24 protein-coding genes and 1 pseudogene are annotated in these 25773 nt (G+C 68.3%); 10 read left to right on the top strand and 15 right to left on the bottom strand.

The features are described 5' to 3' along the window. Nucleotides 1–155 precede the first annotated feature (155 nt). Nucleotides 156–2510 (top strand): DNA 3'-5' helicase SftH, encoded by a 2355-nt coding sequence (sftH, locus tag VET27_RS20315; protein WP_526521411.1) that lies wholly within the window; start codon nt 156–158, stop codon nt 2508–2510. A 294-nt stretch (nt 2511–2804) separates the two neighbouring features. Next, nucleotides 2805–3866, top strand: a complete 1062-nt coding sequence (locus VET27_RS20310) for a PAS domain-containing protein (RefSeq protein ID WP_526521379.1) — start codon at nt 2805–2807, stop codon at nt 3864–3866. Here VET27_RS20310 and VET27_RS20305 read toward each other — a convergent pair whose 3' ends face one another. The 7 genes from VET27_RS20305 to ssd all read right to left on the bottom strand — a co-directional run bounded on the left by VET27_RS20305 (nt 3867) and on the right by ssd (nt 8391). Further along, complete coding sequence (locus tag VET27_RS20305) at nt 3867–4238, bottom strand: Rv3654c family TadE-like protein (protein WP_526521377.1); 372 nt, start codon at nt 4236–4238, stop codon at nt 3867–3869. Beyond that, on the bottom strand, nt 4198–4500 hold the full coding sequence (locus VET27_RS20300) for a TadE family type IV pilus minor pilin (protein ID WP_526521376.1): 303 nt from the start codon (nt 4498–4500) through the stop codon (nt 4198–4200). The genes VET27_RS20305 and VET27_RS20300 overlap by 41 nt, the downstream gene beginning before the upstream one ends. A gap of 29 nt (nt 4501–4529) precedes the next feature. Further along, nucleotides 4530–4739: a DUF4244 domain-containing protein gene (locus tag VET27_RS20295; RefSeq protein WP_526521409.1), complete on the bottom strand. Its 210-nt coding sequence runs from the start codon at nt 4737–4739 to the stop codon at nt 4530–4532. A gap of 64 nt (nt 4740–4803) precedes the next feature. Next, nucleotides 4804–5376 (bottom strand): type II secretion system F family protein, encoded by a 573-nt coding sequence (locus tag VET27_RS20290; RefSeq protein ID WP_526521374.1) that lies wholly within the window; start codon nt 5374–5376, stop codon nt 4804–4806. Next, nucleotides 5373–6119, bottom strand: a complete 747-nt coding sequence (locus tag VET27_RS20285) for a type II secretion system F family protein (protein WP_526521407.1) — start codon at nt 6117–6119, stop codon at nt 5373–5375. Before VET27_RS20285 ends, VET27_RS20290 begins: the two co-directional genes overlap by 4 nt. A gap of 32 nt (nt 6120–6151) precedes the next feature. Beyond that, entirely contained in the window at nt 6152–7318 is a 1167-nt protein-coding gene (locus tag VET27_RS20280; protein WP_526521372.1) for a TadA family conjugal transfer-associated ATPase, read from the bottom strand. Continuing rightward, nucleotides 7315–8391, bottom strand: coding sequence for a septum site-determining protein Ssd (gene ssd, locus VET27_RS20275; RefSeq protein WP_526521370.1), 1077 nt, complete (start codon nt 8389–8391; stop codon nt 7315–7317). Before ssd ends, VET27_RS20280 begins: the two co-directional genes overlap by 4 nt. A 414-nt stretch (nt 8392–8805) precedes the next feature. Here ssd and VET27_RS20270 point away from each other — a divergent pair, with 414 nt between their 5' ends. Then, nucleotides 8806–9675 (top strand): HAD-IB family hydrolase, encoded by an 870-nt coding sequence (locus tag VET27_RS20270; RefSeq protein WP_526521368.1) that lies wholly within the window; start codon nt 8806–8808, stop codon nt 9673–9675. Nucleotides 9676–10100: 425 nt separating this feature from the next. On the opposite strand, the gene VET27_RS20265 is transcribed toward VET27_RS20270, so the two are convergent. Further along, a complete protein-coding gene (locus VET27_RS20265; protein ID WP_526521366.1) occupies nt 10101–10844 on the bottom strand; it encodes an oxidoreductase in 744 nt (247 codons plus the stop codon). 156 nt (nt 10845–11000) lie between these two features. On the opposite strand from VET27_RS20265, the gene acs reads away from it, so the two are divergent. The 3 genes from acs (at nt 11001) to VET27_RS20250 (ending at nt 15399) form a co-directional block, all read left to right on the top strand. After that, complete coding sequence (gene acs / locus VET27_RS20260; RefSeq protein WP_526521364.1) at nt 11001–12956, top strand: acetate--CoA ligase; 1956 nt, start codon at nt 11001–11003, stop codon at nt 12954–12956. Nucleotides 12957–13079: 123 nt separating this feature from the next. Further along, nucleotides 13080–14384 carry a sigma-54-dependent transcriptional regulator family protein gene (locus VET27_RS20255; protein ID WP_526521362.1) on the top strand — a complete coding sequence of 435 codons (1305 nt, stop codon included), beginning with the start codon at nt 13080–13082 and terminating at the stop codon, nt 14382–14384. A gap of 97 nt (nt 14385–14481) precedes the next feature. After that, nucleotides 14482–15399, top strand: coding sequence for an alpha/beta hydrolase (locus VET27_RS20250; protein WP_526521360.1), 918 nt, complete (start codon nt 14482–14484; stop codon nt 15397–15399). Here the strand turns inward: VET27_RS20250 and VET27_RS20245 are convergent. Further along, on the bottom strand, nt 15371–15913 hold the full coding sequence (locus VET27_RS20245; protein WP_526521358.1) for a TetR/AcrR family transcriptional regulator: 543 nt from the start codon (nt 15911–15913) through the stop codon (nt 15371–15373). The two genes, VET27_RS20250 and VET27_RS20245, sit on opposite strands and share 29 nt — an antisense overlap. A gap of 162 nt (nt 15914–16075) precedes the next feature. On the opposite strand from VET27_RS20245, the gene adh reads away from it, so the two are divergent. Then, nucleotides 16076–17599, top strand: coding sequence for an aldehyde dehydrogenase (gene adh, locus VET27_RS20240; RefSeq protein ID WP_526521356.1), 1524 nt, complete (start codon nt 16076–16078; stop codon nt 17597–17599). An 85-nt stretch (nt 17600–17684) separates the two neighbouring features. On the opposite strand, the gene VET27_RS20235 is transcribed toward adh, so the two are convergent. The 4 genes from VET27_RS20235 to fbaA form a co-directional block, all read right to left on the bottom strand. Continuing rightward, entirely contained in the window at nt 17685–18962 is a 1278-nt protein-coding gene (locus VET27_RS20235) for a helix-turn-helix domain-containing protein (protein WP_526521354.1), read from the bottom strand. 46 nt (nt 18963–19008) lie between these two features. Beyond that, nucleotides 19009–19794, bottom strand: a complete 786-nt coding sequence (locus VET27_RS20230; protein WP_526521352.1) for an acetoin reductase — start codon at nt 19792–19794, stop codon at nt 19009–19011. Further along, complete coding sequence (locus VET27_RS20225) at nt 19794–20852, bottom strand: 2,3-butanediol dehydrogenase (RefSeq protein WP_526521350.1); 1059 nt, start codon at nt 20850–20852, stop codon at nt 19794–19796. Before VET27_RS20225 ends, VET27_RS20230 begins: the two co-directional genes overlap by 1 nt. A gap of 143 nt (nt 20853–20995) precedes the next feature. After that, nucleotides 20996–22033: a class II fructose-bisphosphate aldolase gene (gene fbaA / locus VET27_RS20220; RefSeq protein WP_526521348.1), complete on the bottom strand. Its 1038-nt coding sequence runs from the start codon at nt 22031–22033 to the stop codon at nt 20996–20998. A gap of 208 nt (nt 22034–22241) precedes the next feature. Here fbaA and VET27_RS20215 point away from each other — a divergent pair, with 208 nt between their 5' ends. Further along, complete coding sequence (locus VET27_RS20215; RefSeq protein WP_526521346.1) at nt 22242–22589, top strand: hypothetical protein; 348 nt, start codon at nt 22242–22244, stop codon at nt 22587–22589. A gap of 27 nt (nt 22590–22616) precedes the next feature. Here the strand turns inward: VET27_RS20215 and VET27_RS20210 are convergent, their stop codons facing one another. Next, nucleotides 22617–23630, bottom strand: a complete 1014-nt coding sequence (locus tag VET27_RS20210; protein ID WP_526521344.1) for an alcohol dehydrogenase catalytic domain-containing protein — start codon at nt 23628–23630, stop codon at nt 22617–22619. A gap of 299 nt (nt 23631–23929) precedes the next feature. On the opposite strand from VET27_RS20210, the gene VET27_RS20205 reads away from it, so the two are divergent. After that, on the top strand, nt 23930–24994 hold the full coding sequence (locus VET27_RS20205) for a hypothetical protein (protein WP_526521342.1): 1065 nt from the start codon (nt 23930–23932) through the stop codon (nt 24992–24994). A gap of 7 nt (nt 24995–25001) precedes the next feature. On the opposite strand, the gene VET27_RS20200 is transcribed toward VET27_RS20205, so the two are convergent. Continuing rightward, nucleotides 25002–25559: a hypothetical protein gene (locus VET27_RS20200; protein ID WP_526521340.1), complete on the bottom strand. Its 558-nt coding sequence runs from the start codon at nt 25557–25559 to the stop codon at nt 25002–25004. 120 nt (nt 25560–25679) lie between these two features. Here VET27_RS20200 and VET27_RS20195 point away from each other — a divergent pair. After that, nucleotides 25680–25773, top strand: a pseudogene (locus VET27_RS20195) (DedA family protein); the annotation flags it as partial.

The raw sequence follows: 25773 nt of genomic DNA, 5'->3' as shown, positions 1-25773 counted from the left end.
AGGCATCCCCGCTGCGGCACCGTGCCGGATGCGCGACCGACCAGTTCCGCCCGCGACCGGGCATAGTCGGTCAGGTATGGGACCCTCGCGGCGGCCGGCCAGATTCGACGAGGTGGTCTGCCTAGAATTCGGGAGGAGGGAAGGTGTCCGAGGGAGTGGTCGACGCGGTTTCAGGCGGGAACTCCGACTTCGGCCGCGAACTGCTCGCCTGTGCCGTCGACGGCACCAGACCCGACGAGCATCCGCTGCGGCACGTCTCCGACCTCGCTCCCCGCCGGGCCCGCCCGCAGCCCTGGCCGCAGTGGGCCGATCCCGACGTCGTGCACGCCTTCGTGGACCGCGGCATCACGGAGCCGTGGACCCATCAAGCAGCCGCAGCCGACCTCGCCCACTCCGGTCGCCACGTGGTGCTCAGCACGGGGACCGCGTCGGGCAAGTCACTCGCCTACCAGCTGCCGATCCTCACGACGCTCGCGGCGGATCCGCGAGCGCGGGCGCTGTACCTCGCGCCGACGAAGGCCCTCGGCCATGATCAGCTGCGGGCCGCCCAGTCGCTGACGAACGCGATCGACCGACTCGCCGACGTCGCACCCAGCCCATACGACGGCGACAGTACGACCGACGCGCGACGGTATGCGCGCGAACGCTCGCGGTGGATCTTCTCCAACCCCGACATGATCCATCTGTCCCTGTTGCGCAACCACGCCCGCTGGGCAGTCTTCCTCCGCAACCTGAAGTACGTCGTGGTGGACGAATGCCATTACTACCGAGGGATATTCGGCTCGAACGTGGCGATGGTGCTACGACGCCTGGTGCGCTTGTGCGAGCGCTACTCGCCCGGCGACGGTGCAGGCCCCACCGTGATCTTCGCGAGTGCGACGACGTCGTTGCCCGCGGCCACCGCATCGGAGCTGCTGGGCCACACCGTGGCCGAGGTCACGGACGACGGCTCACCGCAGGGCGGCAGGACGGTGGCCCTGTGGGAACCGGCCCTGCGCGGCGACATCACCGGCGAAAACGGAGCCCCGGTAAGGCGATCCGCCGGATCGGAGGCGGCGCAGGTGATGGCCGACCTGATCGCCGAGGGCGCGCGCACGCTGACGTTCGTCCGGTCGCGACGTGGGGCCGAGCTCACCGCTCTCGGCGCAAGGGCGCGACTGGAGGACGTCGCGCCCGATCTGGCCGGCCTGGTGGCGTCCTACCGGGCCGGCTACCTCGCCGAGGACCGGCGGGCATTGGAGCGAGCCCTGACCGACGGTGAGTTGCGCGGGCTCGCCACCACGAACGCGCTCGAACTGGGGGTCGACATCGCCGGCCTAGACGCGGTGGTGCTGGCCGGGTTCCCCGGCACCGTCACCTCGTTCTGGCAGCAGGCGGGGCGTGCGGGGCGGCGCGGGCAGAGCGCCCTGATCGTGCTGATCGCCCGGGACGATCCGTTGGACACCTTCCTGGTGCATCACCCCGCCGCGTTGCTCGACAAGCCGATCGAACGCGTAGTGATCGATCCCTCCAATCCCTATGTCCTTGGCCCGCAGCTACTTTGCGCAGCGACCGAGCTGCCCCTCACCGAGGCCGAGGTACGCACGTGGGACGCCGAGGCGGTCGCCGATGCCCTCGTCGACGATGGCCTCCTGAGACGACGACCTGCCGGGTACTTCCCCGCGCCAGGGTTGGATCCACATCCCGCCGTCGACATCCGGGGTTCATCGGGTGGGCAGATCGCGATCGTGGAGACCGGAACGGGTCGCATGCTGGGCAGCACGGGAGCGGGTCAGGCGCCGTCATCGGTGCATCCCGGCGCGGTCTACCTGCACCAGGGTGAGAGCTACGTCGTCGATTCGCTCGACTTCGAGGACGGCATCGCCTTCGTTCGCGCCGACGATCCCGGGTACTCGACGTCGGCCAGGGAGCTCACCGACGTCACCGTGACCGGTTTCGGTGAGCGTCGCACCCTGGGACCCGTCACCGTGGGACTGGTACCGGTATCGGTCAGCCACACCGTGATCGGCTATCTGCGTAGACGAATGAACGGCGAGGTCATCGACTTCGTGGACCTCGACATGCCCACCCAGGCGCTCGACACCATGGCCGTCATGTGCACCATCGAGCCGGAGGCGTTGCAGCGCAGCGGTATTGCCGACACGCGAGTCCCCGGATCGCTACACGCAGCAGAGCACGCGGCGATCGGACTGCTCCCCTTGGTGGCCAGCTGCGATCGCGGTGACATCGGTGGAGTATCGATGGCGGTGGGCCCGGAGACGGGGACGCCGACGATCTTCGTCTACGACGGCCATCCCGGTGGAGCCGGCTTCGCCGACCGCGGGTATCGCCAGATCAGCACCTGGTGGGACGCGACGGCCTCGGCGATCGAGGCATGCGAGTGCCCCCGGGGTTGCCCCTCGTGCGTGCAATCACCCAAGTGCGGGAACGGAAACGATCCACTCGACAAGGCTGGCGCCGTGACGGTGCTCCGACTGATGCTCGGCGAGTTGGCGAAGGGGGCGCCGTGAACCGCCCCGTGGCGACGGCCCACCCCTCGACGGACGTCTGCCACGGCACGGCAACGGACGCCAGTGAATGCACGCCGAACACCTCGACGACTGCGAGCAACGGCCGGACAACGCGATCCGTTCTCAGTCCCGGCAACCCAGGCGCAAGCAAAAAATACCCCTTGGCAAGGGGTAACGCAATAGTGGTGCACGTCTCGAATGCCCGCCCGACGCTGCGAGCACGCGGCTGACCACGGATTTCGTCGTCGGACGCTCCGGCTAAGGCCGTGCGGCACCCGACGGTAAGATGCCGCCATGACGCACGACTGGCTCCTCGTGGAGACACTTGGTAGCGAGCCTGCCGTCGTTGCGCAAGGGCAGAACACCAAGAACATGGTGCCCATCAGCGCCTTCTTGCGTCGAAACCCCAACCTGATGGCCATTCAGACGGCGATCAACGAGACGGTGCACGCAGGCAAGGCGCTGAGCAGTCTGACGCCCAAGAGCGATCGGGTGATTCGCACCGAGGTGGTGCAGATGACCGACGGTCGGATCCACGGCGTCCACGTCTGGATCGGACCGCCGGACGAGGAACCGCCGGACAGGATGCTGCCCGGCCCGTTGAAGTGGGATCTGTCGAATGGGATCGCCACGGACACCCCGGAGTCGCTGACGAACAGTGGCCTCGATCCCACCGTCGAGGCAACGCAGGGGCGTGCGTTCGCCGAGGACCTGCCCACGCGGAACCTGAACCCGAGCGAGGCGCGGGTGCTTGCGGTGGCGATCAAGCCGGAGGCCGGCCGAACCTTCTGCAGCACCTGGGACATCACCGACTACAAGGGCAAACCGATCACCGTCGGCTTCGCGGCACGGGTACTGGAGGAAGCCGACGACACCGGGCGTGACAGGTTGATCTGTCGGGCCATGAACTGGCGCGGCGCACGCGACGAGTCCGCGGAGCCCCCCAACGATCTCGGGCAACGAATCCTCAACGGCCTGGCTCAGCCCGGTGTCCACCGTGCGCTGGTCGACTTGAAGACGTGGAAGCTCTTGAAGTGGCTCGACGAGCCGTGCCCGTTCTACGACTGGCGCGCCCAGGAGGACGGCGAACCCATCGTCCATCCCGACGACGAGGTCCACCTCGCCGAGATGGCCACTGCCTTCGATTCCGGCACGGCTTCCCACGTGCTGCGGTTGCGGGCACTCGACGGTGGGTGGACGCCCATCCACGTCACGGCACACCGTGTCGAGATCGACGACGACACGTTGGCCGGGCTGCTGTCCCTGCGGTTGCCAACCGAGGACGAACTGAATCTCCCGCCGCGCAAGATCACTCGTCGCGCCAAGCCTCGCGCGGAGAAGTCCGCTCGCACCTAGTCAGGCCGGCCCGGCGCGGGCGGCTGCCCTCGCCAAGTGGACGCCCCAGCGCCCGAGAGCGACGGGGATCTCGACCGTCACCACGACGTCGAGATCCTCGACCGTGCAGGACGCCATCGTCGCCGACATCGCCGCGGCGAGCGACGCGGCCGACTGACATGCAGTCGCCGGCCCGGACGTCAGGTGGCCCGCCGCCGAGAGCGCGGCCAGATCTGCTGCCGCTTGCGCTCGATGTCTGGCGATCACCGCCGAGCCCACTACTGCCCCGCCGACGGTCAACGCCATCAGCACCGCCATCACCGCGGCCGCCACCACGCTGGCCGAACCGCGTTCAGAGTCCGGGTTCCACGGACGCCACCGACTCGGCTGCAATGGTGATGCCCGGCAACAACATTGACCGCGAACTGACCCGTGCGACGACGAACCCACCGTCGCGGCGCAGGACCAGGTCCGCACTCGCGGGCCCACCCCTGCGCACCACGTCCGAGGCGGCGCCCTCGTCACCGCGGGCCGCCAACCGCGCGGCCTCACGCGACGAGTCGACGCACCGCACCTGCATCCCCATCGCGGCGAGCCCACCCACGCACAGCACCAGCACGACCGCCAGTGCCGCGACGGCGAACGCCGCTTCCACGGTGACGCCACCCGCGTCTCCGCCGAGACCTAGACGTTCGTGTTCAACGCCCGCGTGATGATGTTGGTCAGCGCACTCACGATCGAATCGCCGGTGACCACCGTGTACAGGATCGCCCCGAACGCCGCCGCGGCGATCGTGCCGATGGCGTACTCGACGGTCGACATGCCGGATTCGTCCACCACGAGCACGAAGATCCGTGCCTGAATCCGCTGAAAGACCCCGTACCTCGAGCCCATTGTCATCGCTTCTCCCCATTCTTCCTCCCACGACCCGCGGTCCCTCCGCGCGTCACGTCCTCAGTCACCACACTCCGGACTGCAGCACGTCGCCTGCCAGGCCGACCACCACCGGGATAATCCCCAGGCACACGAACGCAGGCAGGTAACAGACACCTAGCGGACCCGCGATGAGGACCGAAGCCCGCTCGGCGGCCGCCCGCGCCGAGTCGGCGACGTCCAGTCGAGACTGGTCGGCCAGTTCGGATACCGCCTGCGCCAGCGCGGTTCCCGAGGACGCGGACCGTCGCGCGAGCCTGCACAGCGCATCCACGTGCTCGTCTCCCGTCCCGCCCGCAGTCGACCAGGCCATGGCTGCATCGGCCCCCAAGGCCAGCAGATCCGCCGCACGCCGAAGGACGACGGCCAACGACGGTGGTGCGAACGGTGCCGTCGCCCGCGCGGCGCCTGCCACGGCCATGCCGGACGACAGGCACGCTGCGTACACGTCCAGGCTCGACGCCACGGCGAGCGGATCGTCCGAACCTCCGACCATTCTTGCCGGAGGCAGGACGGCCCTGCGATCCCGCACCGCGGTGCGCGCACGACCGCCGGTGAGGAGCATCGCCATCGCCAGAAGCACGGCTGCCAGGCTCATCTGAGTACCCGGTCGGTGATGCGATCGGACCACCACAGCCCGGCGCACGCGAGTGTCACGCCGGTCAGCAGCAGCCAGCCGCCGGCACCGCCGGAGAGGAGGAAGCGAAGTGGCTCCGCGCCGATGAGGTGACCCAGTCCGACGCCGAGGAAGGGCAAGCCAGCCAGTATCGCGGCGGTGGCCCGCGCGCCGGCCATTCCGGCGGCCACGCTGGAGGCGAATCGTTCGCGCGCGACGATGTCGCGCTGCGCCGCGCGGACGAGCGCGACGATCGCCAAACCGTGCGTCTGGGCCAGCAGCCAGCTGGCGGACAGCCGCTCCCAGTATCCCGGCACGGTCGAATGCACGGCCGCCGAACGCAGTCCGGCGGCCACGTCGGCGCCCAGCCGTGCTCGAGCCGCAACCGCCCGCAGTGACTCCGCAACGGTGCCTTCGACCTCGGCGGCGGCGGACTCGAAGGCGACGACGGGATGCGCCCCCACCCGCAATTCCCCCACCAGCACGGTCAGCGCGCCTTGCAACGCCGCGGACTCCTCGGCGCGCCGGGCCCTGCGGCGGGAACCGCTGCGGCGCAGGAAGATCGTTGCCGCGACCATTGCGCCGGCGGAGGTTGCGGTCACCGGCACGAGCACGGCGATCGCGACCGTACCCGCGACCGAACCCACGAGCATGGTTGCGCGTCGCATCCGTCTGGGCGACCGACGCGGGCCGAACCGGTGTCGTGGCTGCCCGGGTGCCACCATCAGCGCCAGGGCAAGAGCCAACGCCGCGACCGTCACGGCCGCCGCCGCACCGACAGCAAGCCCGCCAGCCGCTCCATGCCCGTGTCGAATCCGCGATCGGCGTGCCACGCGCTGACCGCCGACACCATTCCGTCGTCTCCACGGCGCAGGACGGCGATCTCCTCGAGGCGCCGCACTGCCGCACTGTCCCTGCCGACGTGTAGCACGACGCTGACGGCGGCGGCGAGCTGACTGTGCAGTGCGGAGCGTCCGAGCCCGCCGACGGACGCGAGAGCCTCGAGCCGCGCGGGCACCTCGGCCGGACTGTTGGCGTGGACGGTGCCCGAGCCTCCGTCGTGGCCGGTGTTGAGTGCCGCGAGGAGGTCGACCACTTCGCCGCCACGCACCTCACCGACCACGATGCGGTCGGGACGCATCCGCAAGGCCTGCCGGACGAGGTCGCGCACCGTCACCTCGCCGACGCCCTCGACGTTGGCGTACCGGGCAACCAGGTTGACCAGATGTGGATGCCGCGGGGCGAGTTCGGGGGCGTCCTCCACGCAGACGATCCGCTCGTCGGCCGCGACGGCGCCCAACATCGCCGACAACAAGGTCGTCTTGCCTGCGCCGGTTCCACCCGAGACGAGGAAGGCCACCCGGGCGGCGATCACGTCGCCCACGACGGCTACGGCCTCCGAGGCGATCGCGCCCGCGTCGACGAGGGCCGCGAGATCCTGTGTGGCGGGCCGCAATACCCGCAGCGACAGACAGGTACCTGCCGGCGTGATGGGTGGAAGTACGGCGTGCAGCCGAACGGTGAATCCGCCTGCGCCAACGCCCATCAGCTGGCCGTCGACCCACGGCTGCGCCTCGTCCAGTCGGCGCCCGGCGGCCAGCGCCAGGCGCTGGGCCAACCTGCGCACCGCGGCCTCGTCGGCGAAGCGGATGGCGGTGCGGCGCAGGCCGCGGCCGTCGTCCACCCAGACCGAATCGGGTGCCGACACCAGAACGTCGGTCGTTCCCTCGGCAGACAGCAGCGGTTCGAGGATTCCGGCGCCGGTCAGCTCGGTCTGGAGCAGACGGAGGTTGCTCAGCACATCAGTGTCGCCGAGCACGCCCGAGGACTCCGCGCGGATCGCTTCAGCGACCACGCTCGGTCGCAGCGGGCCCGTCTCCGTCGCCAGCCGCTCCCTGACCCGCTCGATCAGCGAGGCACTCATGCGACCATCTGATCGTCGGTCGTGCCTGCTTGCCGATGCAGCACCTCGAGCACGCGTCGGGCGCCGGCCATCATCGGCGATCGGCGCCGCGGCCTCATTCCGTCGTGCTCGAGCTCGGCCGCGAGGCCCGGCTGTGGCCGCATCGCTGCGAGCAGGGGCAGCCCCGTGATGCGAGCCACGTCCGATGAGCGGAGCCCGCCGGGCGCCGGTCCCCTCACGACCAGGCCCACGTTCGGGTTCGCCTCGCCGATCCACTGCGCCACCGATGCTGCGGCAGCGCATGACCTCACGTCCGCGGGGGTGACCAGTACGACGAGGTCCGCCGCGTCGAGGGCGGCACCGACGGCGGAGGTGGGGCGACGGGGAAGATCGCAGATGATCGTGGCACCCCCGCGGCAGCCACCGTCGATCACCGCGGCCAGCGCAACGGCGTCTATCTCGTGACCCGTTTGACCCGCCGACAACACGGCGATGCCGTGGCGCGAGGGCAGTGCCGCGCACAGCGCCGGGTAGCCGACCCTGCCGCCGCCGAGCGCGAGGTCCGGCCAGCGCAACCCGGCGTCGTGTTCACTCCCGAGGGTCAGGTCGATTCCGCCGCTCCACGGGTCGACGTCCACCAGCAGGGCCCGCGGTGCACTATGGGCGAGCGCCGTTGCGAACACCGTGGCGCCGGCTCCGCCGCATCCGCCGATGACCGCCAACACCGCCCCTCGTCGACCGTCGTCCCTCGTCGATTCGGCCGCATCGGACAGTTCCGACACCAGCGCACCCTCGTCGGCGGGCAACGACAGGACACGTTGCGCCCCGACAGAAATCGCGAGCTGCCAATGCTGGGGGATGGGCTCGGCGCGACCGATGACAAGAACGCGGTCGCGTCGCGGTAAGCCCAGTTCGGCGCAACGGCGAGCGCCGGCAGCATCGAGGACGATCGCCGACGCCGCCATCCACACCTTGCGACTGGACGGCTCGCCGACGTGAAGCACCCGAACCCCTGCCGCGGCGGCTACGCGGTCGACGTCCGTGCGCAGTGCCGGATCGACGACCAGAGACAGAATGCCGTTGTTCGCGCTCATGCCCCCACTGTGTGGCCGCGGTCCGACGCTCCGCCATGCCCCGGGGTCAGAATGTGCATGGACACGCGACTGTGGACAAAGCCGACGGTAAGCGCAACCGCGCAAACATAGAGGGAGACATCCGGCCACCTTAGGGGCCAGTTGACACTCTTGCCGCTAAAAAGGGACGACCCCCGCCAGGGGGGAGGAGGCGGAGGTCGTCGTGTATCAGCCCCGGGGGGTCGGGCTGATGCACACCCGGCATAAGCCGAGTAATGCTCACTATACACACGAAAATGTGGAGCAGCGCAAGTCATCGCGACTCTAAGATTTGCCATGAAATCGCATTGTGACCTGGAAAGTTACAGCGAGGGACATGTGGCTCAAGCTGCCACTTCGTGCAGTTCGACGGCTCGCCCGATACGCCCGCCGCATATGCTGGAAACCGTGACCGCTTCCGGCGCCGCCTCGGCGGACCCGACAGATCCGCGATCCACGCCCGCCACGGACCCACCGGTCCGTACCGCAGCGTTCTTTGATCTTGACAAAACGGTCCTCGCCAAGTCAAGCACCCTCGCTTTCAGCAAACCCTTCTTCGATCAGGGGCTGATCAACCGCAAGGCGGTTCTGAAGTCCACCTATGCGCAGTTCCTCTTCCTGATGTCGGGCGCCGACCACGAACAGATGGATCGCATGCGCTCATATCTCACCACCATGTGCACGGGATGGGACGTTGAGCAGGTGAAGTCGGTCGTCGCAGAGACGCTGCACGACATCGTCGATCCGCTGGTCTTCGCCGAAGCTGCCATTCTCATCGCCGACCACAAGCTGTGCGGCCGAGACGTCGTCGTGGTCTCCGCATCCGGTGAGGAGATCGTCGCGCCGATCGCCCGCGCGTTGGGGGCGACCCATGCGATGGCCACCCGAATGGTCGTCGAGGACGGGAAGTACACCGGTGAGGTGGCCTTCTACTGCTACGGGGAGGGCAAGGTCGAGGCCATTCAGGAGCTCGCCGCCCGCGAAGGCTATGCCCTCGACCACTGCTACGCGTACTCCGACTCCATCACCGACCTTCCGATGCTCGAGTCGGTCGGTCACCCCACCGTGGTAAACCCCGACCGGGCGCTGCGCAGGGAGGCGACGGGCCGCGACTGGCCCGTGGTGACGTTCTCCCGACCCGTATCCCTGAGGGACCGCATCAGCGCTCCGTCGAGCGCCGCCGTCGCGACGTCGGTCGCCGTCGGCGTCAGCGCGCTGGCAGCTGGCGCGCTGAGCTACTCGTTGCTGCGCCGCTTCCTGTTCTGACGGGCGCAACGCGTTCGTGGACACGGTTGCTGACGCCCTCGAATAACGATCTGGCGACGCGGCGGAATTGACCCTTGATGTGACCGCAGTCACGGAGTAGAAAGGAGTCACGGAAGCCGGGCGAGGCCAAGGCCGAATCAGAAGAGAAGGTTCGTCCTCCCGAGTCAGGCATCCCAGCACGGAACCTGCGAACCCACGCGGAGCACAAGCCGCGATAATGGCAGAAGTGTTGCGGGCCTGCGCCATTGCGAATAGCGGATGCCAAGCAACGACCCCTTGGGTGGGGTCAGCAGCCGTAGCGCATCGCAAGAACGCCGAGGCCACCCACGCATCCCACCGAGCACGCTTGGTAACCAGAGCTCCGTGCTAGCGGGCGACGAGCCGAATCACATTCGGAACGTCGCCCGCTTCATTTTTGCTGATCGTCACCTGCCTGCCGCCTCGGCGATGGACAGCGCCTCCCGCGCACCTGCCTTCAACGCGCGACTGCTGTTGACCAGCCACGCCGCGAGCCCCTCCCGCGTCCCCGACTCGAACCCTCGCGCTGCCGCGCGGTAATCGCCGGGCTTCTGCATCCAGAACGACTCCGGCACGCCGAGACCGTGTGTATCCAGGCCACTGGCGATGGTGGCCAACCGCGACACGCCGCGGGCCACCACACCGTCCGCGACGCCGAAGGGCGCGAGCACGAGCAACTCGCCGTGCACCACTGCGGCGAGCACCGGAGCGGGTACACGCGTGCCCGTCACGACGTCGGCGAGCATTTCGAGACGACGCCCCACCCCGGCGTCTGCGCGCGGCCGACCGAGCCGGTCGTCGTCGGTCAGGTCCGCAGCGGCCAAGGCATGAAGCCGGGCGATCGCCTGCAGCGGCGCGCGCTGCCACACCCCCACCAATGCGGTCGCTCCACCCTCGAGCGCCTCGGCGACGCGTAGCGCTCCCGCCAGTACCGGGTCGGGCTCCTCGTCCGCGCCGATCACCAGCGACCCGCCGTCCAGAACCGACGACGCGCGGGCAGCGCGCATGGCCGCCTCGGCCGCCGTCGAGGGCCACCCCCGCCGGTTCGTCTTGTGCCGATGGGCCAGGGCCAGCGCCTCGCGTGCCTCTTCGCCGGCGTCGGCCACCCCCGGCAATTCCGCCAACGGAGCGAGGGGATCGGGAGCGGCCACGAGGACACGCTAACGCCTCGCGACGGCGATTCGGCGCGGGGTGCGACGACCGTTGGACCCGCCCATACGCTCGTTCGTCGCGCGACGGGCACCTTCTGCAGCCGCTGGTGTGAGTCAACACCGTCGACCACGCTTCTGGTGACTACGCTCACATCCATGCCCGAGATCGACACCGAGGTTCCGTCCTCCTATCCGCCCCCCGCCGCGTTCGCCGAGGACGCGAATGCCACGGCCGCGATGTACGACGAAGCCGAACGGGACCGCCTGGCGTTCTGGGGCGCCCAGGCCGCCCGGCTGTCGTGGGAGACGCCGTTCACAGACGTTCTGGACTGGTCGGAGGCGCCCTTCGCCAAGTGGTTCGTGGGCGGGCGACTAAACGTGGCCTACAACTGCGTCGACCGGCACGTCGAGGCAGGCAACGGAGATCGGGTCGCCATCCACTGGGTCGGTGAACCCGTCGACGACGAACGCACCATCACCTATGCGGAACTGAAGGACGAGGTGTCCAAGGCCGCCAACGCTCTGACGGAGCTGGGGCTGGTCGCCGGGGACCGGGTCGCCATCTACATGCCGATGGTGCCCGAGGCGATCGTGGCCATGTTGGCCTGCGCCCGGCTCGGCGCCATGCATTCGGTGGTGTTCGCCGGCTACTCGGCGTCGGCGCTGAAGGCCCGCATCGAGGACGCCGAGGCCAAGCTCGTCATCACCACCGACGGGCAGTACCGCCGCGGCCAGGCCGCCTCGCTCAAGGAGGCGGTCGACGATGCCGTCGCTGGGCAGCCGAGCGTCGAGCACGTTCTGGTGGTCCGGCGCACCGGGATCGACGTCCAGTGGACCGACGGCCGCGACCTGTGGTGGCACGACGTCGTCGACCCGGCCTCACCCGAGCACACGCCCGAGGCATTCGACGCTGAACATCCGCTGTTCCTGCTGTACACCTCGGGAACGACGGGCAAGCCCAAGGGCATCATGCACACCACCGGCGGCTATCTCACGCAGTCGTCGTACACCCACCACAACGTCTTCGACGTCAAACCGGAGACCGACGTGTTCTGGTGCACCGCCGACATCGGCTGGATCACCGGGCACACCTACATCGTCTACGGGCCCCTGTCGAACGGCGTGACACAGGTGGTCTACGAGGGCACGCCGGCGTCGCCCGACGAACACCGTCACTTCCAGGTCATCGAGAAGTACGGCGTCACGATCTACTACACGGCGCCGACCCTGGTCCGCACCTTCATGAAGTGGGGCAGGCAACTCCCCGCCGAGCACGACCTGTCCAGTCTGCGACTGCTCGGCTCGGTGGGCGAGCCGATCAACCCGGAGGCGTGGCGCTGGTACCGCATGGCTTTCGGTTCGGACGAGACGCCGATCGTCGACACCTGGTGGCAGACCGAGACGGGGTCGGCGATGATCTCGCCGTTGCCCGGCGTGACGACGTGCAAGCCGGGTTCGGCCATGCGACCGCTGCCGGGGATCTCCGCCAAGATCGTCGACGACGACGGCAACCAGCTCGAGCCCGGCACCGACCACGGCGAACAAGCCAACGGCTACCTGGTCCTGGACAAGCCCTGGCCGTCGATGCTGCGCGGTATCTGGGGCGACCCCGAGCGTTTCAAGGAGACCTACTGGTCGCGGTTCGCCGAGCAGGGCTGGTACTTCGCCGGTGACGGCGCCCGCTACGGCAAGGACGGCGAGATCTGGCTCCTCGGCCGCATCGACGACGTGATGAACATCTCCGGGCACCGCATCTCCACTGCCGAAGTGGAATCCGCGCTCGTTGGGCACTCGGGGGTCGCCGAGGCCGCGGTCGTCGGAGCGACCGACTCCCACACCGGCCAGGCCATCTGCGCGTTCGTCATCCTCAAGGCCCACCACGCCGACACTCCTCAGGAACAGATGATCGACGAGCTCCGCAGCCAGGTCGCCACCGAGATCTCCCCCATCGCGCGACCCCGCGAGATCCACGTCGTCCCGGAACTGCCCAAGACCCGCAGCGGCAAGATCATGCGTCGTCTCCTGCGCGACGTCGCCGAAGGCCGCGAACTGGGCGACACCTCTACCCTCCTCGACCCCGGCGTGTTCGAAGCCATCCGCGCCAGTAAATAGTCGGTGAGCACGGCCGCGGGGGGAAGTGACGGGGACGAAAGTCCACGTCCGCGGCCCGCTGAGTTGGACTATCGTGGCTGCTATGTGCGGCATCGACGCACGTCGCGAGGAGCGTGATCGACCGTGGGGACATCCAGGACGTTGGGCAGCGGGGCTTCGGCCCTCGTCCCGTCGGCCAAGGTGCGCGCGGTTCACGAACTCTTCGTCGCCGGTGACGTCGATGCCACGTACCTGGACTCGATCCCGTTGCGGCGGGTCGTCGCCGAGAGCTGGCAGCGCAGCCTGGACAGGGGCGTGGACCCCGACCGCGGCGGGGCCCGGTCCTCCGAACTGGCTCAGAGCGTTGCCCGAATGCGGGCGGCGCACCCCTTGGCCTCGGCACTCCCGGTAATCCGGAGGCTGCTCGTCGAGGATGCGACGTCCTCCGGCGTCATGGTCGCCATCAGCGCGGCGGACGGCACCCTGCTCTGGGTGGAAGGCGACTCCTCGGCCTGCCGCAAGGCCGAAGCGATGAACTTCGTGCCGGGCGCCGACTGGAGTGAACGCAGTGCGGGCACCAACGCGCCGGGCACCGCGCTTGCCCTGAACGCCGAAGTGCAGATTCACGGCAGCGAGCACTTCTCCCGAATAGTCCAGCCGTGGAGCTGCACGGCGGTCCCGGTGCACGACCCCGCGACCGGAGCGCTGATCGGCGCGATCGACCTCACGGGCGGAGCCGAAGTGTCGTCGTCACAGACGCTGGCACTTGTCCGCGCGACCGTCGTCGCCGTCGAGAACCACCTGGCCCTCCTGCGTCTCACCGAATCTCCGCGCACCACCCCACGCGTCGTCGTACCCCCTCGCCTGACGGTGCTCGGCGCCGATCGCGCCCAGTGGGAGATCACCGACGAACGCGGGCACCTGCACCGCACCGCGCTCACCGGGAGACACGCAGACATCCTGGTCCTCTTGAGCAGACACCCCGAAGGCCTGAGCGCCGATCACCTGGCCATGCTGTTGGACGACAAGCACCTCGACGTCGTCACCGTTCGCGCGGAGATGTCCCGGTTGCGCAAGGTAGTCGGAGCCGAGTTGCTCTCCTCGCGGCCCTACCGGCTCACGGCGCCCATTTCGAGCGATCTCGCCGACGTGTTCGACGCCCTTTCCGCGGGTGACGTGGCGTCGGCCCTCGACGGGTACGCCGGTCCGGTGCTAGGTCAGTCGGTGTCCCCGTCCATCGGTCGGCTGCGCACCGAACTGAGCATGAGCCTGCGCGGCGCGGTGCTGGCGACCGGAAGTCTCGCGCTGCTCCGGCGCTGGCTCCACCTCCCCGAGGGCCGCGACGATCGCGACGGCTGGCGCCTGCTGCACGACAGTGCGCGCGTCAAGCCCGTCGTTCGGGCTCAAGCCAGTGGCCACCTCGCCGGCCTCGACTTCGAACTCGGCTGAAACCTGAGCAGGGTCGCGGCGCAGCGCCGCTGACCTGCTCAAACAATGATTCCAAAAGCGAGTTGTCAACGGCCATAAGCCATTCCACGATGAACTCATGGACTTTCACGACTACGCCGAGTTCGTCCCCGCGACCTACGCAGCCAACATGACCGCGCCGACCAGCACATGGTGGCAGTGGCGCGGCAGGCGCGTCCACATCGCCCGCGCCATCGTGCCTGACGCCGCCGTGCGGGTCATGGTGATCCACGGTGGCGGCGGCTACAGCGGCGCACTCTGGCCCGTCGCGGCCGTGGCGGCCGGCGAAGGCGTCGACGTCCTCGCCCCCGACCTGCCGCTGTACGGCGACACGGAGGCGGCCGATCCGTCCGCGGTCCGCTACGACGACTGGGTCGACCTGTTGCGCGACCTCGTCCGCCTCGAGCGCGCCTCCGACCCGCGCCCACTGGTCCTGTTCGGCGCCAGCATGGGCGGCCTGCTGGCCTACGAGGTCGCGGCGCGCACCGGACTCGTCGCCGCGGTGGTGGCCACCTGTCTTCTCGACATGTCGGACCCGGAAGCCCGTGCGGGCGCCACCCGATTCGCGTGGATGGGCAGGCCCGCGCCGGCGCTGCTGCGCACGATCGAACCCGTCCTCGGCGGCATCCGGCTGCCCATCCGCTGGTTGGCCGACATGGCGAACATGAGTTCCGATCCGCGGCTTTCCCGCCTGTGCGCCTCCGACCCACGTGGCGGCGGCGTCAGGGTTCCGCTCGGATTTCTGTCCAGCTGGATGAACTTCCGTCACACCGCGCCGGAGGACTTCGACGCCGCCCCAGTCACGCTCGTCGCACCCGCGGCCGACAAATGGACTCGACCGGAGTTGAGTATTCGCTTCCTGCAGCGTATTTCAGCACCCACCACTCTCATCATGCTGGACAACTGCGGACACTTCCCGATCGAAGAGCCCGGTCTCACCCGGCTGCGTGAGGCGATGCGCGCCACTGTCACCGAGGTGGCGGCGCAAGCTGATTGACCATGTGCACCAGCGACTCGACGTCGAAGGAATTAAGGGTCATCACGCGGTGCAGCTGCGCGTCGATCGTGTGCACCAGCGTCTGCGCCGTCAGCTCGACGTCGTCGCCGCCGCGGTCGCAGCGCTTCAGATGGAACGCGACCTCGTCGCAGATCCGGTCCTCGAACGCCCGCAACTCGTCGAGCTGCTTCGAGCTCTGCGGCACCATCCGGTGCAGTAGCGCGTGCAGCCGTGGCCGGTCGCTGTGCAGATCCACGAGAGCCTCGAGCATCGCCCGCATCGTCGCGTCGAACGGGGCGCCGTCGTCGCGCAGCTGCGCGAACACCAGGGTCAGCCGGCGGTCGGCGTCGCGCACGTGCCGATCGGCGATGGCGTGCAGCAGCGCCTGCTTGTCCGGGAAGTACTGATACAGCGTGCCGATCGACGTGCCGGCCCGCTCGGCGATCCGGTTCGTGGTGGCAGCCAGGCCCTCACGGGAGAACACCTGCGCGGCCGCTTCCACCAGCGTGTTCACTGTTTCGCGGGAGCGCTGCTGGCGGGGTGTGCGGCGTGGTTCGGAGATACCGGGATTCTCCCCATAGTCTGCCCAACGATGCAACTGTGGTGCAACGGTCAGCCGCGTAGTTTCAGTGATGACCGACACACTTCGTTGGCCCCGATGCAGAAGAGGAAGTCCATGACTGTTTACGCGCGGCCCGGTGCCGAAGGCTCGCTGATGACCTTCGAGTCCCGCTATGACAACTACATCGGCGGCGAGTGGGTAGCCCCCACCGCAGGCCGGTACTTCGAGAACCCCACGCCGGTGACCGGCAAGACGTTCTGCGAGGTCGCCCGATCCGATGAGTCCGACGTCGAGAAGGCCCTCGACGCCGCCCACGCCGCCGCGCCCGCGTGGGGCAAGACGTCACCCGCGGAGCGTTCGGTCATCCTGAACAAGATCGCCGACCGCATCGAGGAGAACCTCGAGTCGATCGCCCTTGCCGAGTCGTGGGACAACGGCAAGCCGATCCGCGAGACCCTCAACGCCGACATCCCGTTGGCCGTCGACCACTTCCGCTACTTCGCCGGAGCCATCCGCGCGCAGGAGGGGTCGCTGTCGCAGATCGACGACGACACCGTCGCCTACCACTTCCACGAGCCGTTGGGCGTCGTCGGACAGATCATCCCGTGGAACTTTCCGATACTGATGGCGGTGTGGAAACTCGCCCCCGCACTGGCCGCCGGCAACGCCGTGGTGCTCAAGCCCGCCGAGCAGACCCCGGCGTCGATCCTCTACCTGATGTCGGTGATCGGGGATCTGCTGCCCGCCGGAGTCATCAACGTGGTCAACGGCTTTGGCGTCGAGACGGGCAAACCGCTGGCTTCGAGCAATCGCATCGCCAAGATCGCCTTCACCGGCGAGACCACGACCGGGCGCCTGATCATGCAGTACGCGTCGCAGAACCTGATCCCGGTCACCCTGGAACTCGGCGGAAAGAGTCCCAACATCTTCTTTTCCGACGTGATGGCGAACGTCGACGACTACCAGGACAAGGCACTCGAGGGCTTCACGATGTTCGCCCTCAACCAGGGCGAGGTCTGCACGTGCCCGTCGCGCAGCCTGATCCAGGCCGACATCTACGACGAGTTCCTGGCGCTGGCCGCGATCCGCACCAAGGCCGTCCGCCAGGGTGATCCGCTGGACACCGAGACGATGATCGGCGCCCAGGCCTCCAACGATCAGCTCGAAAAGATCCTGTCCTACATCGAGATCGGGAAGGACGAGGGCGCCAAGGTCATCACGGGCGGCGAACGCGCCGAGCTCGGCGGCGACCTGTCCGGCGGGTATTACGTTGCACCAACGATCTTCACCGGCCACAACAAGATGCGGATCTTCCAGGAGGAGATCTTCGGCCCCGTCGTCGCGGTCACCTCGTTCACCGACTACGACGACGCGATGGCGATCGCCAACGACACGCTCTACGGCCTGGGCGCCGGGGTGTGGAGCCGCGACGGCAACACCGCGTACCGAGCCGGCCGCGACATCAAGGCCGGTCGGGTGTGGACCAACTGCTACCACGCCTACCCCGCGCACGCCGCGTTCGGCGGTTACAAGCAGTCCGGCATCGGCCGCGAGAACCACAAGATGATGCTCGACCACTACCAGCAGACCAAGAACCTGCTGGTGTCCTACAGCAACAAGGCCCAGGGCTTCTTCTAGCCGCCCCGACCCCCGGCCGAACGTGGATTACCCCCACGCCCTTTCGACAAAGGCGTGGGGGTAATCCACGTTCGGCGAAAGCTGGTCAGTGGGCGCGCATCGCCCGGATGGCGGGCGCCGTGGAGGCGGCGAGAAGCGTCGCCATGTCGGGCGGGTAGCAGACGTCGACGACCGCCGACGGCGGGAAGCGATACGGTCGGCCGTGCACCAACCCTGCGAGTTGCTTTCGGAGGCGCGACATCTCGGCCCGCACGGTCACCACCCTGGACCGGTCACCGTACAGATCGTCGGCGAGCTCAGGCGCAGAACGTCCGTCGCGGTGAGTGGCGAGGACGAGCAGGATCTCGGCGTGCCGCGGCGAGATGTCATGCCTCCAGCAGCCGAACTGGCCGACCATCTCGAGTGACGGCGCACCCGAGTCGCGAACGTCGAGCGTCACGCGGGAGATACCGGGTGCGGCGTCCTCGTCGGTCGGCCGTACCAGCCAGCCGCCGGGCAGCAGCTCGATCTCGCACATGCCGAGCGGCGGTACCCAGGTCCGCCCCGGAGCGGTCTCGTCGGGCAGCAGAATCCTGTTGTGCAGCGGCAGCGAGTCGACCGCGGCCACCCAGCCGTCGTGATCGACCGCGAGCGCCGGCGCCCCGATGCGGGCCAGGATGGGCGCCGCCACCGACCGCAGTCGATTCAGCGTGCGGTCGTGTTGCTCGCGCAGCCGCGACTCGGCGAGCCTGGCGACCACGTCCACCAGCGCCACCGTCGTCGGGTGCACCGTGGCCGCAGGTCCCGAGACGTCGACCACGCCGATGACCTGACCCGTCCTGGGATCCTTGATCGGCGCCCCGGCACACGTCCACGGGTGATGGCTGCGCTGGTAGTGCTCGGCGGAGAACACCTGCACGGCACGACTGGAGGCCAGCGCCGTCCCGATGGCATTCGTGCCGACCGCGTTCTCACCCCAGTGCGCGCCCTCGATGAAGCCCAGCCGATCGGCGTGGTTGAGTACCGACGCCGAACCGCTGCGCCAGAGCACCCGCCCCCGCGCATCTGCCACGACGAGGATGTTGTCCCCGTCGGCGATCAGAGACTCCAGGTTCCGCGAGACCTCGTCCAGCACCGCCAGCAAGCCCGACGACCGCCGCAGCATCTCGAGTCCGGCCAGCTCGACGACGGGAGCCGAGAGCCGGTCGGGGTCGATGCCGTTGGCCCTCATCCGCTGCCAGGAGTCCTCGATCACCGACCGGGGGCGGGCAGGCGCACGCGTGCCCGCCATCCTCGCGTCGTAGACGGCCGACATCAGCCGCGCATAGTGGCGCGGATCCTCGCCGACCGCGACGGCCGGTTCGGGAGCGGACAGATCTTGCATCGTCACCGATTGTGCTCCCGATCACATTCGAACGCCATGGCCCACCTCAGCGGTACACCAGCCCACCGTCGATCAACCCGGACTGGCCCGTCATGTAGTCCGCGTCGGGGCCGGCCAGGTAGGAGACGAAGCCCGCGACGTCGTCGGGCGTCTCGGCGCGGCCGAGCGCTATGCCGCCCACGAACTTGTCGTAGGTCTCGCCTTCGGCGGCGCCGGTCAACGTAGCGAACCGCTTGTCGATCTCCACCCACATGTCGGTGCCGACCACGCCGGGGCAGTACGCGTTGACGGTGATGCCGTCGGCGGCGTGTTCCTTTGCCGCAGCCTGGGTCAACGCGCGCACGGCGAACTTCGTGGCGCTGTACACGCCGAGCATCGCGAACCCGTCGTGGCCCGCGATCGACGAGGCGTTGATGATCTTGCCCGGCCTGCCGAGCTCCTTGAGCTTGGCCACCGCGGCCTGGATGCCCCACAGCACGCCGTCGACGTTCACGGCCCAGATCTTGGCGACGTCCTCCGGTGTGGTGTCGACCAGCGGTGCGACGAGGGCGATGCCTGCGTTGTTCACCATGACGTCGAAGCCGCCCAGCGTGGACGCCGCGTGGTCGACGGCGGCGAACACCTGCTCGCGGTCGCTGACGTCGGCAACGAAAGTGGTTGCCTTCGAGCCGATCTCGATGATGTCCTCGGCGACGGCGGTGATGCCGTCGGGCCCGAGGTCGACCAGCGCGATGTCGGCGCCGTCGCGAGCCAGCCGCAGGGCGATGCCGCGGCCGATGCCGCGGCCGCCGCCGGTGACCAAGGCGACCTTGCCAGCCAGCGGTCCGCTCATCACGCCATCCCCGCGATCGTCGGGTCGACCAGGACCTTCATCTTCTTGCCTGCGTGCAGCGCGTCGAAGCCCTCGTTGATCACGTCGTCCAGGGCGATCGCCGTCACCCAGCCGGTCGTGTCGTAGGTGCCCTTGGACATCAGGTCGATCACCGCCGCGAAGTCGGCCGCGGTGTAACATAGCGACCCCTGGATGCGGGACTCGTTCATCACCAGATTGAGAAGCGGTGTGATCAAGGGTTTCTCGTAGATGGCGACGCTCACCATCGGCCGTCGCGCCCCGACGCAGGCCAGCGCCGTCTCGACGGCGGGTGCCACCCCCGCGGCGTCGAACACCGCGTCGGCACCCGCGCCGTCGGTGTGGTCCGCGATGAAGACGGGGACGTCGATCGCCGTCGGATCCAGGGTCCGCGCGCCGAGCGCTTCGATGGACTCTCGCCGGGTGGCCGACGGTTCCACGACGAAGACGTCCTCAACGCCCTTGCCGCGCAACGCGAACCACAGCCCGATGCCGATCGGTCCCGCACCGAACACCATCGAGGTGCCGTCGGTGGTGGGCTCGCCGAGGGTGGCCGCGTGATACGCCACCGACATCGGTTCGACGAGGGCGCCGAGTTCGAGGGAGACGTTGTCGGGCAGGCGATGCAGCATGTCGGTCGGCACGACGGTGTACTCGGCCATGCCGCCGTCGGACATCAGCCCGTGGAAGCCGATCTGCTGGCAGATGTTGTAGTTCCCCGCCCGGCACGGCCCGCAGTGCCCGCACCGGTACAGCGGCATGATGGCCACCCGGTCACCTACAGCCCAGTCGGTGACGCCCGGCCCGACCTCGGCGATGACGCCGGAGAATTCGTGTCCCAGGGTCAACGGCATCTGCTGACCGGTGAGCGGATGCGGTTCGGTCGGCACGAAGATCGGCCCCGCGTAGTACTCGTGAAGGTCGGTACCGCAGATGCCGTTGAAGCCCACCTTGACCTTCACGGTGTCGGGCCTGACCTCCGGTTCCGGGACGTCGGCGATCTCGAGATTGTTCGGCCCGTAGTACACAGCTGCTCTCATGGGCCATGTCTATGTGACCGGAGCCACACCCCGAAAGAGTTGCAGTCCGTTGCATCCCCCAGCATCCCTCCGCGATTTCGGCGCGCAAACGTTCGCTGACCGATATGTGAGCGCAACCGCGCACGCCGAAACCGCGGTGGGGGTCAGCCGGCCGACACCGAGAGGCCGCTGCTGTGCAGGTCGCTGCACGCCTCGATGACACGTTCGGTCATCCCGGCCTCCGCCTTCTTCAGGTAGCTGCGCGGGTCGTAGACCTTCTTGCTGCCGACCTCGCCGTCGATCTTCAGCACACCGTCGTAGTTGGCGAACATGTGCCCGGCGAGCGGACGGGTGAAGGCGTACTGGGTATCGGTGTCGACGTTCATCTTCACCACGCCGTAGTTCAGCGAGTCCTCGATCTCCGACTTCAGCGAGCCGGAGCCACCATGGAAGACGAAGTCGAACGGCTTGCTGCCCGCCGCCAGACCCAGCTTGGCCGTCGCCACCTCCTGGCCCTCCTTGAGAACCTCTGGCTTCAGCTTGACGTTGCCCGGCTTGTAGACGCCGTGCACGTTGCCGAAGGTCGCGGCGAGCAGGTACTTGCCGTGCTCGCCGGCGCCGAGGGCGTCGATCGTCTTCTCGAAGTCGGCAGCCGTCGTGTAGAGCTTGTCGTTGATCTCGGCCTCGACACCGTCCTCCTCGCCTCCGACGACGCCGATCTCCACCTCGAGGATGATCTTGGCCTCGGCCGCCAGCTTCAGCAGTTCCTTGGCGATCTCGAGGTTCTCGTCGATCGGTACCGCCGACCCGTCCCACATGTGCGACTGGAACAGCGGGTTCTGTCCCTTGGCGACGCGCTCGGCCGAGATGGCCAGCAGCGGCCGGACGTAGGTGTCGAGCTTGTCCTTGGGGCAGTGGTCGGTGTGCAGCGCGACGGTGACGTCGTACTTGGCGGCGATCACGTGGGCGAACTCGGCGAGCGCCACCGCGCCGGTGACCATCTCCTTGATGCCGAGGCCGGACGCGAACTCCGCTCCGCCAGTGGAGAACTGGATGATGCCGTCGCTGCCCGCGTCCGCGAAGCCCTTGATCGCGGCGTTCACCGACTCCGAACCGACGCAGTTGATGGCCGGGAACGCGAAGGAGTGCTCCTTGGCACGGCCCAGCATCTCGGCGTAGACCTCGGGCGTGGCGATGGGCATGGGAGTTCCTCTCGGTGCAATGCAGATCGGCTTTGCAGGCAGTATCTCAAGAAGCGCGCACACTTGTCCTGGGGGCTGAGATTCTGCGTCAACTTCCATGGCGATCAGCCGCCGCCTGCCCAGCGGCCCCGAAGCACGGGGAAACACCCGGTTTCTTTCCGAGGGCCGCCCATGGCGTTGCGGACATTGCCAACGGAAGGAACCCAGCATGTTCGAGAAAGCCATGCGGAGGGCGGTACTCACCGCGTGGACGTCGGCGTTGGGAGCCGCCGCAGTGCTCCTGTACGCCGCGCCCGCACAGGCGGCGCCGTGCGACCAGTTCGGTCTCGGAGGGAACATGATTGCCGTGAAGACCTCCGGGTGGAAGGTAGTCATCCCCGGGTCCGGTACTTTCGCAAGCGGACGGGCCACCGCAGTGGATCCCCGGGGGCAGTCGAAGCAGGGCAACGCCAGCGGCAGCATCTCGGGTCGCCACGTGGACTTCACGATCACCTACGACAACGGCCAGTTCCAGCGATACGTCGGCGATGTCGACACCGATCCCAATGACCCGTAGCCGCCAAACTCGACGGCCCTCAACGCGCTAGACCACGAGCACCATTCGGTAGCGCGCCTTGCCGGTGTCCATGGCTTCGTACGCCTCGGCGGCCTGTGCCAGAGGACGCTCCTCGACGACTGCGCGCGCCCCGGTCTGCAACGCGAAGTGCATCGTCTCCTCGACGTCACGCGCGGTGCCGGAGGGGTGACCGGACACCGAGAGTCCCGCGGTGATGAGGTCGAGCGGGCTGATCGGCAAGTTGTCGGGGGTGACGCCGATGATGACCAGTTCACCCTGCGGCCCGAGTCCGCCGACCGTCGCGGCCATCGCGTCGGAATTGGCCGCCGTGGCCAACACCACCGCGGCGCCGCCGAGGTCCTGGAGTGCCGCCGCGACGTCGGACTGAGTCGAGTCGACGTAGTGGTGCGCACCGAGCTTCTTCGCGTCGTCGGCCTTGCCCGAGCCGCGCGCGATGGCCACCGTCTCGAAACCCATCGCCCTGGCGAACTGCACGCCCAGATGCCCGAGTCCGCCGACGCCGAGCACTGCGACGAGGTCGCCGGCCTTCGCCTTCGTGCTGCGGAGTCCGTTGAACGTGGTCACGCCCGCACAACCCAGCGGCGCCGCCTCGACGAATGACAGGCCATCGGGGATGCGGGCCAACGCCGTCGCAGGGACGGTGACCGACTCGGCATAGCCACCCGGGTAGTGCCAACTCGGCACCTGCAGGCGCTCGCACTGCATGAAGTAACCCTTGCGACATGGCACGCAACGGTTGCAGTTCCCGCCGAACCAGCCGACCTCCACCCGGTCGCCAATCGCAAAGTCCTCCACGCCGTCGCCGATCTCGGCGATGGTGCCCGCGATCTCGTGGCCTGGAGTGACCGGCCAGGTCAGCCCCGGAAATCCGCCGTTGACGATGGCGTGATCGGTGCCGCACACCCCCGCTGCGGCGACGGCGATCCGGACGTGATCCCGCGGCGGCGAGGTGGTTTCGACGTCGACGAGTGTCAGCGGCTGGCTCGCGGACGCCACCTGGACGGCCCTGTGGGTGGTCATGCCTACAGCGTAACGAGGCGAGCCCGTCCCCTGCCTGCGATTGATGCACCCGTACCCGCGGTGAGCGCGGTCGGGGGTGCACAAATCGCTGTGGCCGGGGTGCGACTCCGCGTGTTCGGAGCGTCTCGTCGCGCAGACGTGTGAGCGGACCGGGATCCCGGTCCAGCGTCTGATGGCCGCGGTTGACACCCGGCACTAGCCAACCGTAGGGAAACACCCGATTACTCTGCCGGCGAATACTCTTAGCGTGATGTCACCGGACATCATCAGGGGGACGTGCCATGCAGAGGCGAACCGGCATGCCACACGGTGCCACCACCGTTCTCGGCGTCGTGCTCCTGGTGTCCACCGCCTGCGGCGGTAGCGTTGTCACGCAAGGAAATTCACGTCCCACAACTCCGACGGGCAGCACGTCTTCGGCGAGCGCAGCGTCCGCGACGGGCGGCCTCTTCCGTACCGGCCAGCCCTGGACGACCGACGTCTCCGGCACCGAAAAGTCCGAGCGCAGCGACGCCATCATCGCCGAACTGAAAAATCTCGGCGGCTGGGGAAACGACAACGTCCTGCAGACCGATTTCGCCATCCCGATCTTCTTCGCCGACGCCAACACCCCGCGCAGCCAGGTCGTCGGCCTCGAGGACTACTGCTTCGGCGGCGGTCCCGACTGCGACGACGTTCCGGCGCAGATGCCGGTCCCGGCGGACGCCAACATCGAGGGGTCGGACGACCTCAGCTGCGACATCGCCGAACAAGACTGCCACCTACTCGTCGCGGAACGCGACGAGAACAAGCTGTACGAGGTCTACCAGGCCAACAAGGTAGGTGACGACATCACCGCCACGGGCTTTTTCGTCTGGGATCTCGGCAAGACCTATCCGGAGACGCTGCGTGGCGACCAGTGCACCAGTGCCGACGCCGCCGGGTTCCCGATCGCCGGACTCACCCCCACCGCCGACGAGGTCGCCGCAGGCGAAGTCAACCATGCCCTGCGGTTCATCCTGCCCAATGACCGGATGAAGGCCGACGTGTACGTCCGCCCCGCAACGCATGCCGGTGGGCCGGAGAGCACCGACCCCGACGCGCCGCCCTACGGCGTCCGTTTCCGCCTCAAGGCCGACTTCGACGACTCCGCCTACAACGATTCACAGAAGGTCATCCTGCAGGCGCTCAAGGAGCACGGAATGTTCCTCTCCGACGGCGGCGAGATCGCGCTCACCTTCGCCGACGACCGAACCAGCACCGCCAAATGGGCCGACCTGGGCATCGACCCACAGTCCTTCAGCTCGATCACCCCCGACGCGTTCGAAGTGGTCGAGCTAGGCGACGAGGTCGACGTCACCTACGAGTGCGTCCGCAATCCGTGACCGCCAATCATTCGGGGATCTGAGGGCCGATCTTGCGAGCCAGCTCGACGGCGGCGTCGTTGGCCGCGCCACCACCGAGCATGCTCAGGACCGCCACCTGAACGGTGTTGGAGCGGCCGCCCGCAGCGAACTCGACCGACCCCGGGCCCAAGAATCGCATGCCGTCCGGACCCGGCGTCGTCAGGTCGGGTGTCCCGGGCTCGGGGGCCGGCAGTGTGCCGTTGGAGGCGGTGCCCGGACTGCCGATCTCGATGCTCACCGATTCGAGGTTCTCGCGGTTCTCCCAGACGCAGCCGTAGTTCGTCGACTGCCCCGCCACGGTCGCGCCCAACAGCGCGGAGACGTCCGCCGACGACAGAAGCGAACACACGTCGATCGGTGCGGCGGTCTCCTCGCCGGCGGTCGCCATCGACGAGGCAGACGACTCGGCAGCGCTGAGGCCAGATCCGCCACCCTTGTCTGACGACCCGCAGCCCACCAGGGCGACACCGACCGTAAAGCAGATGAGCACGGGAGCGACTCCGCGGACCTGGAAGCGGCGCGCCGGTAGTTGGATTTCAGTCATGACTCGACGGTATTTCGAGCACCTCGAACATGAATCGGGTGTTTCCCTTCGATGTGGAGCGCGACGGTCTGCCGCCGCAGTTTCCGGGTTCGACAGGGCACGCCGGTATCTTGTTGTGCCATGACCACCACCACCCTGGCGCTGATGCCGGACTTCCTGGACCCGCTGACGCTCATCGGGTACTTCGGCACGTGGGCACTGGTGGGTCTTCTGG

The organism is Mycobacterium sp. (assembly GCF_035633495.1).
Classification (GTDB): domain Bacteria; phylum Actinomycetota; class Actinomycetes; order Mycobacteriales; family Mycobacteriaceae; genus Mycobacterium.
The sequence above is the reverse complement of the archived record's forward strand: the minus strand, read 5'-3'. Positions and strand labels throughout refer to the sequence as shown.

Bases quoted from the DNA above. Each gene is read 5' to 3' on its own strand.
- VET27_RS20310 (WP_526521379.1), top strand. From the start codon at position 2,805: ATGACGCACGACTGGCTCCTCGTGGAGACACTTGGTAGCGAGCCTGCC.
- VET27_RS20295 (WP_526521409.1), bottom strand. From the start codon at position 4,739: ATGGGCTCGAGGTACGGGGTCTTTCAGCGGATTCAGGCACGGATCTTC.
- VET27_RS20290 (WP_526521374.1), bottom strand. From the start codon at position 5,376: ATGAGCCTGGCAGCCGTGCTTCTGGCGATGGCGATGCTCCTCACCGGC.
- VET27_RS20285 (WP_526521407.1), bottom strand. From the start codon at position 6,119: ATGGTGGCACCCGGGCAGCCACGACACCGGTTCGGCCCGCGTCGGTCG.
- VET27_RS20280 (WP_526521372.1), bottom strand. From the start codon at position 7,318: ATGAGTGCCTCGCTGATCGAGCGGGTCAGGGAGCGGCTGGCGACGGAG.
- ssd (WP_526521370.1), bottom strand. From the start codon at position 8,391: ATGAGCGCGAACAACGGCATTCTGTCTCTGGTCGTCGATCCGGCACTG.
- VET27_RS20270 (WP_526521368.1), top strand. From the start codon at position 8,806: ATGCTGGAAACCGTGACCGCTTCCGGCGCCGCCTCGGCGGACCCGACA.
- acs (WP_526521364.1), top strand. From the start codon at position 11,001: ATGCCCGAGATCGACACCGAGGTTCCGTCCTCCTATCCGCCCCCCGCC.
- VET27_RS20250 (WP_526521360.1), top strand. From the start codon at position 14,482: ATGGACTTTCACGACTACGCCGAGTTCGTCCCCGCGACCTACGCAGCC.
- adh (WP_526521356.1), top strand. From the start codon at position 16,076: ATGACTGTTTACGCGCGGCCCGGTGCCGAAGGCTCGCTGATGACCTTC.
- VET27_RS20235 (WP_526521354.1), bottom strand. From the start codon at position 18,962: ATGCAAGATCTGTCCGCTCCCGAACCGGCCGTCGCGGTCGGCGAGGAT.
- VET27_RS20230 (WP_526521352.1), bottom strand. From the start codon at position 19,794: ATGAGCGGACCGCTGGCTGGCAAGGTCGCCTTGGTCACCGGCGGCGGC.
- VET27_RS20225 (WP_526521350.1), bottom strand. From the start codon at position 20,852: ATGAGAGCAGCTGTGTACTACGGGCCGAACAATCTCGAGATCGCCGAC.
- fbaA (WP_526521348.1), bottom strand. From the start codon at position 22,033: ATGCCCATCGCCACGCCCGAGGTCTACGCCGAGATGCTGGGCCGTGCC.
- VET27_RS20215 (WP_526521346.1), top strand. From the start codon at position 22,242: ATGTTCGAGAAAGCCATGCGGAGGGCGGTACTCACCGCGTGGACGTCG.
- VET27_RS20210 (WP_526521344.1), bottom strand. From the start codon at position 23,630: ATGACCACCCACAGGGCCGTCCAGGTGGCGTCCGCGAGCCAGCCGCTG.
- VET27_RS20205 (WP_526521342.1), top strand. From the start codon at position 23,930: ATGCCACACGGTGCCACCACCGTTCTCGGCGTCGTGCTCCTGGTGTCC.
- VET27_RS20200 (WP_526521340.1), bottom strand. From the start codon at position 25,559: ATGACTGAAATCCAACTACCGGCGCGCCGCTTCCAGGTCCGCGGAGTC.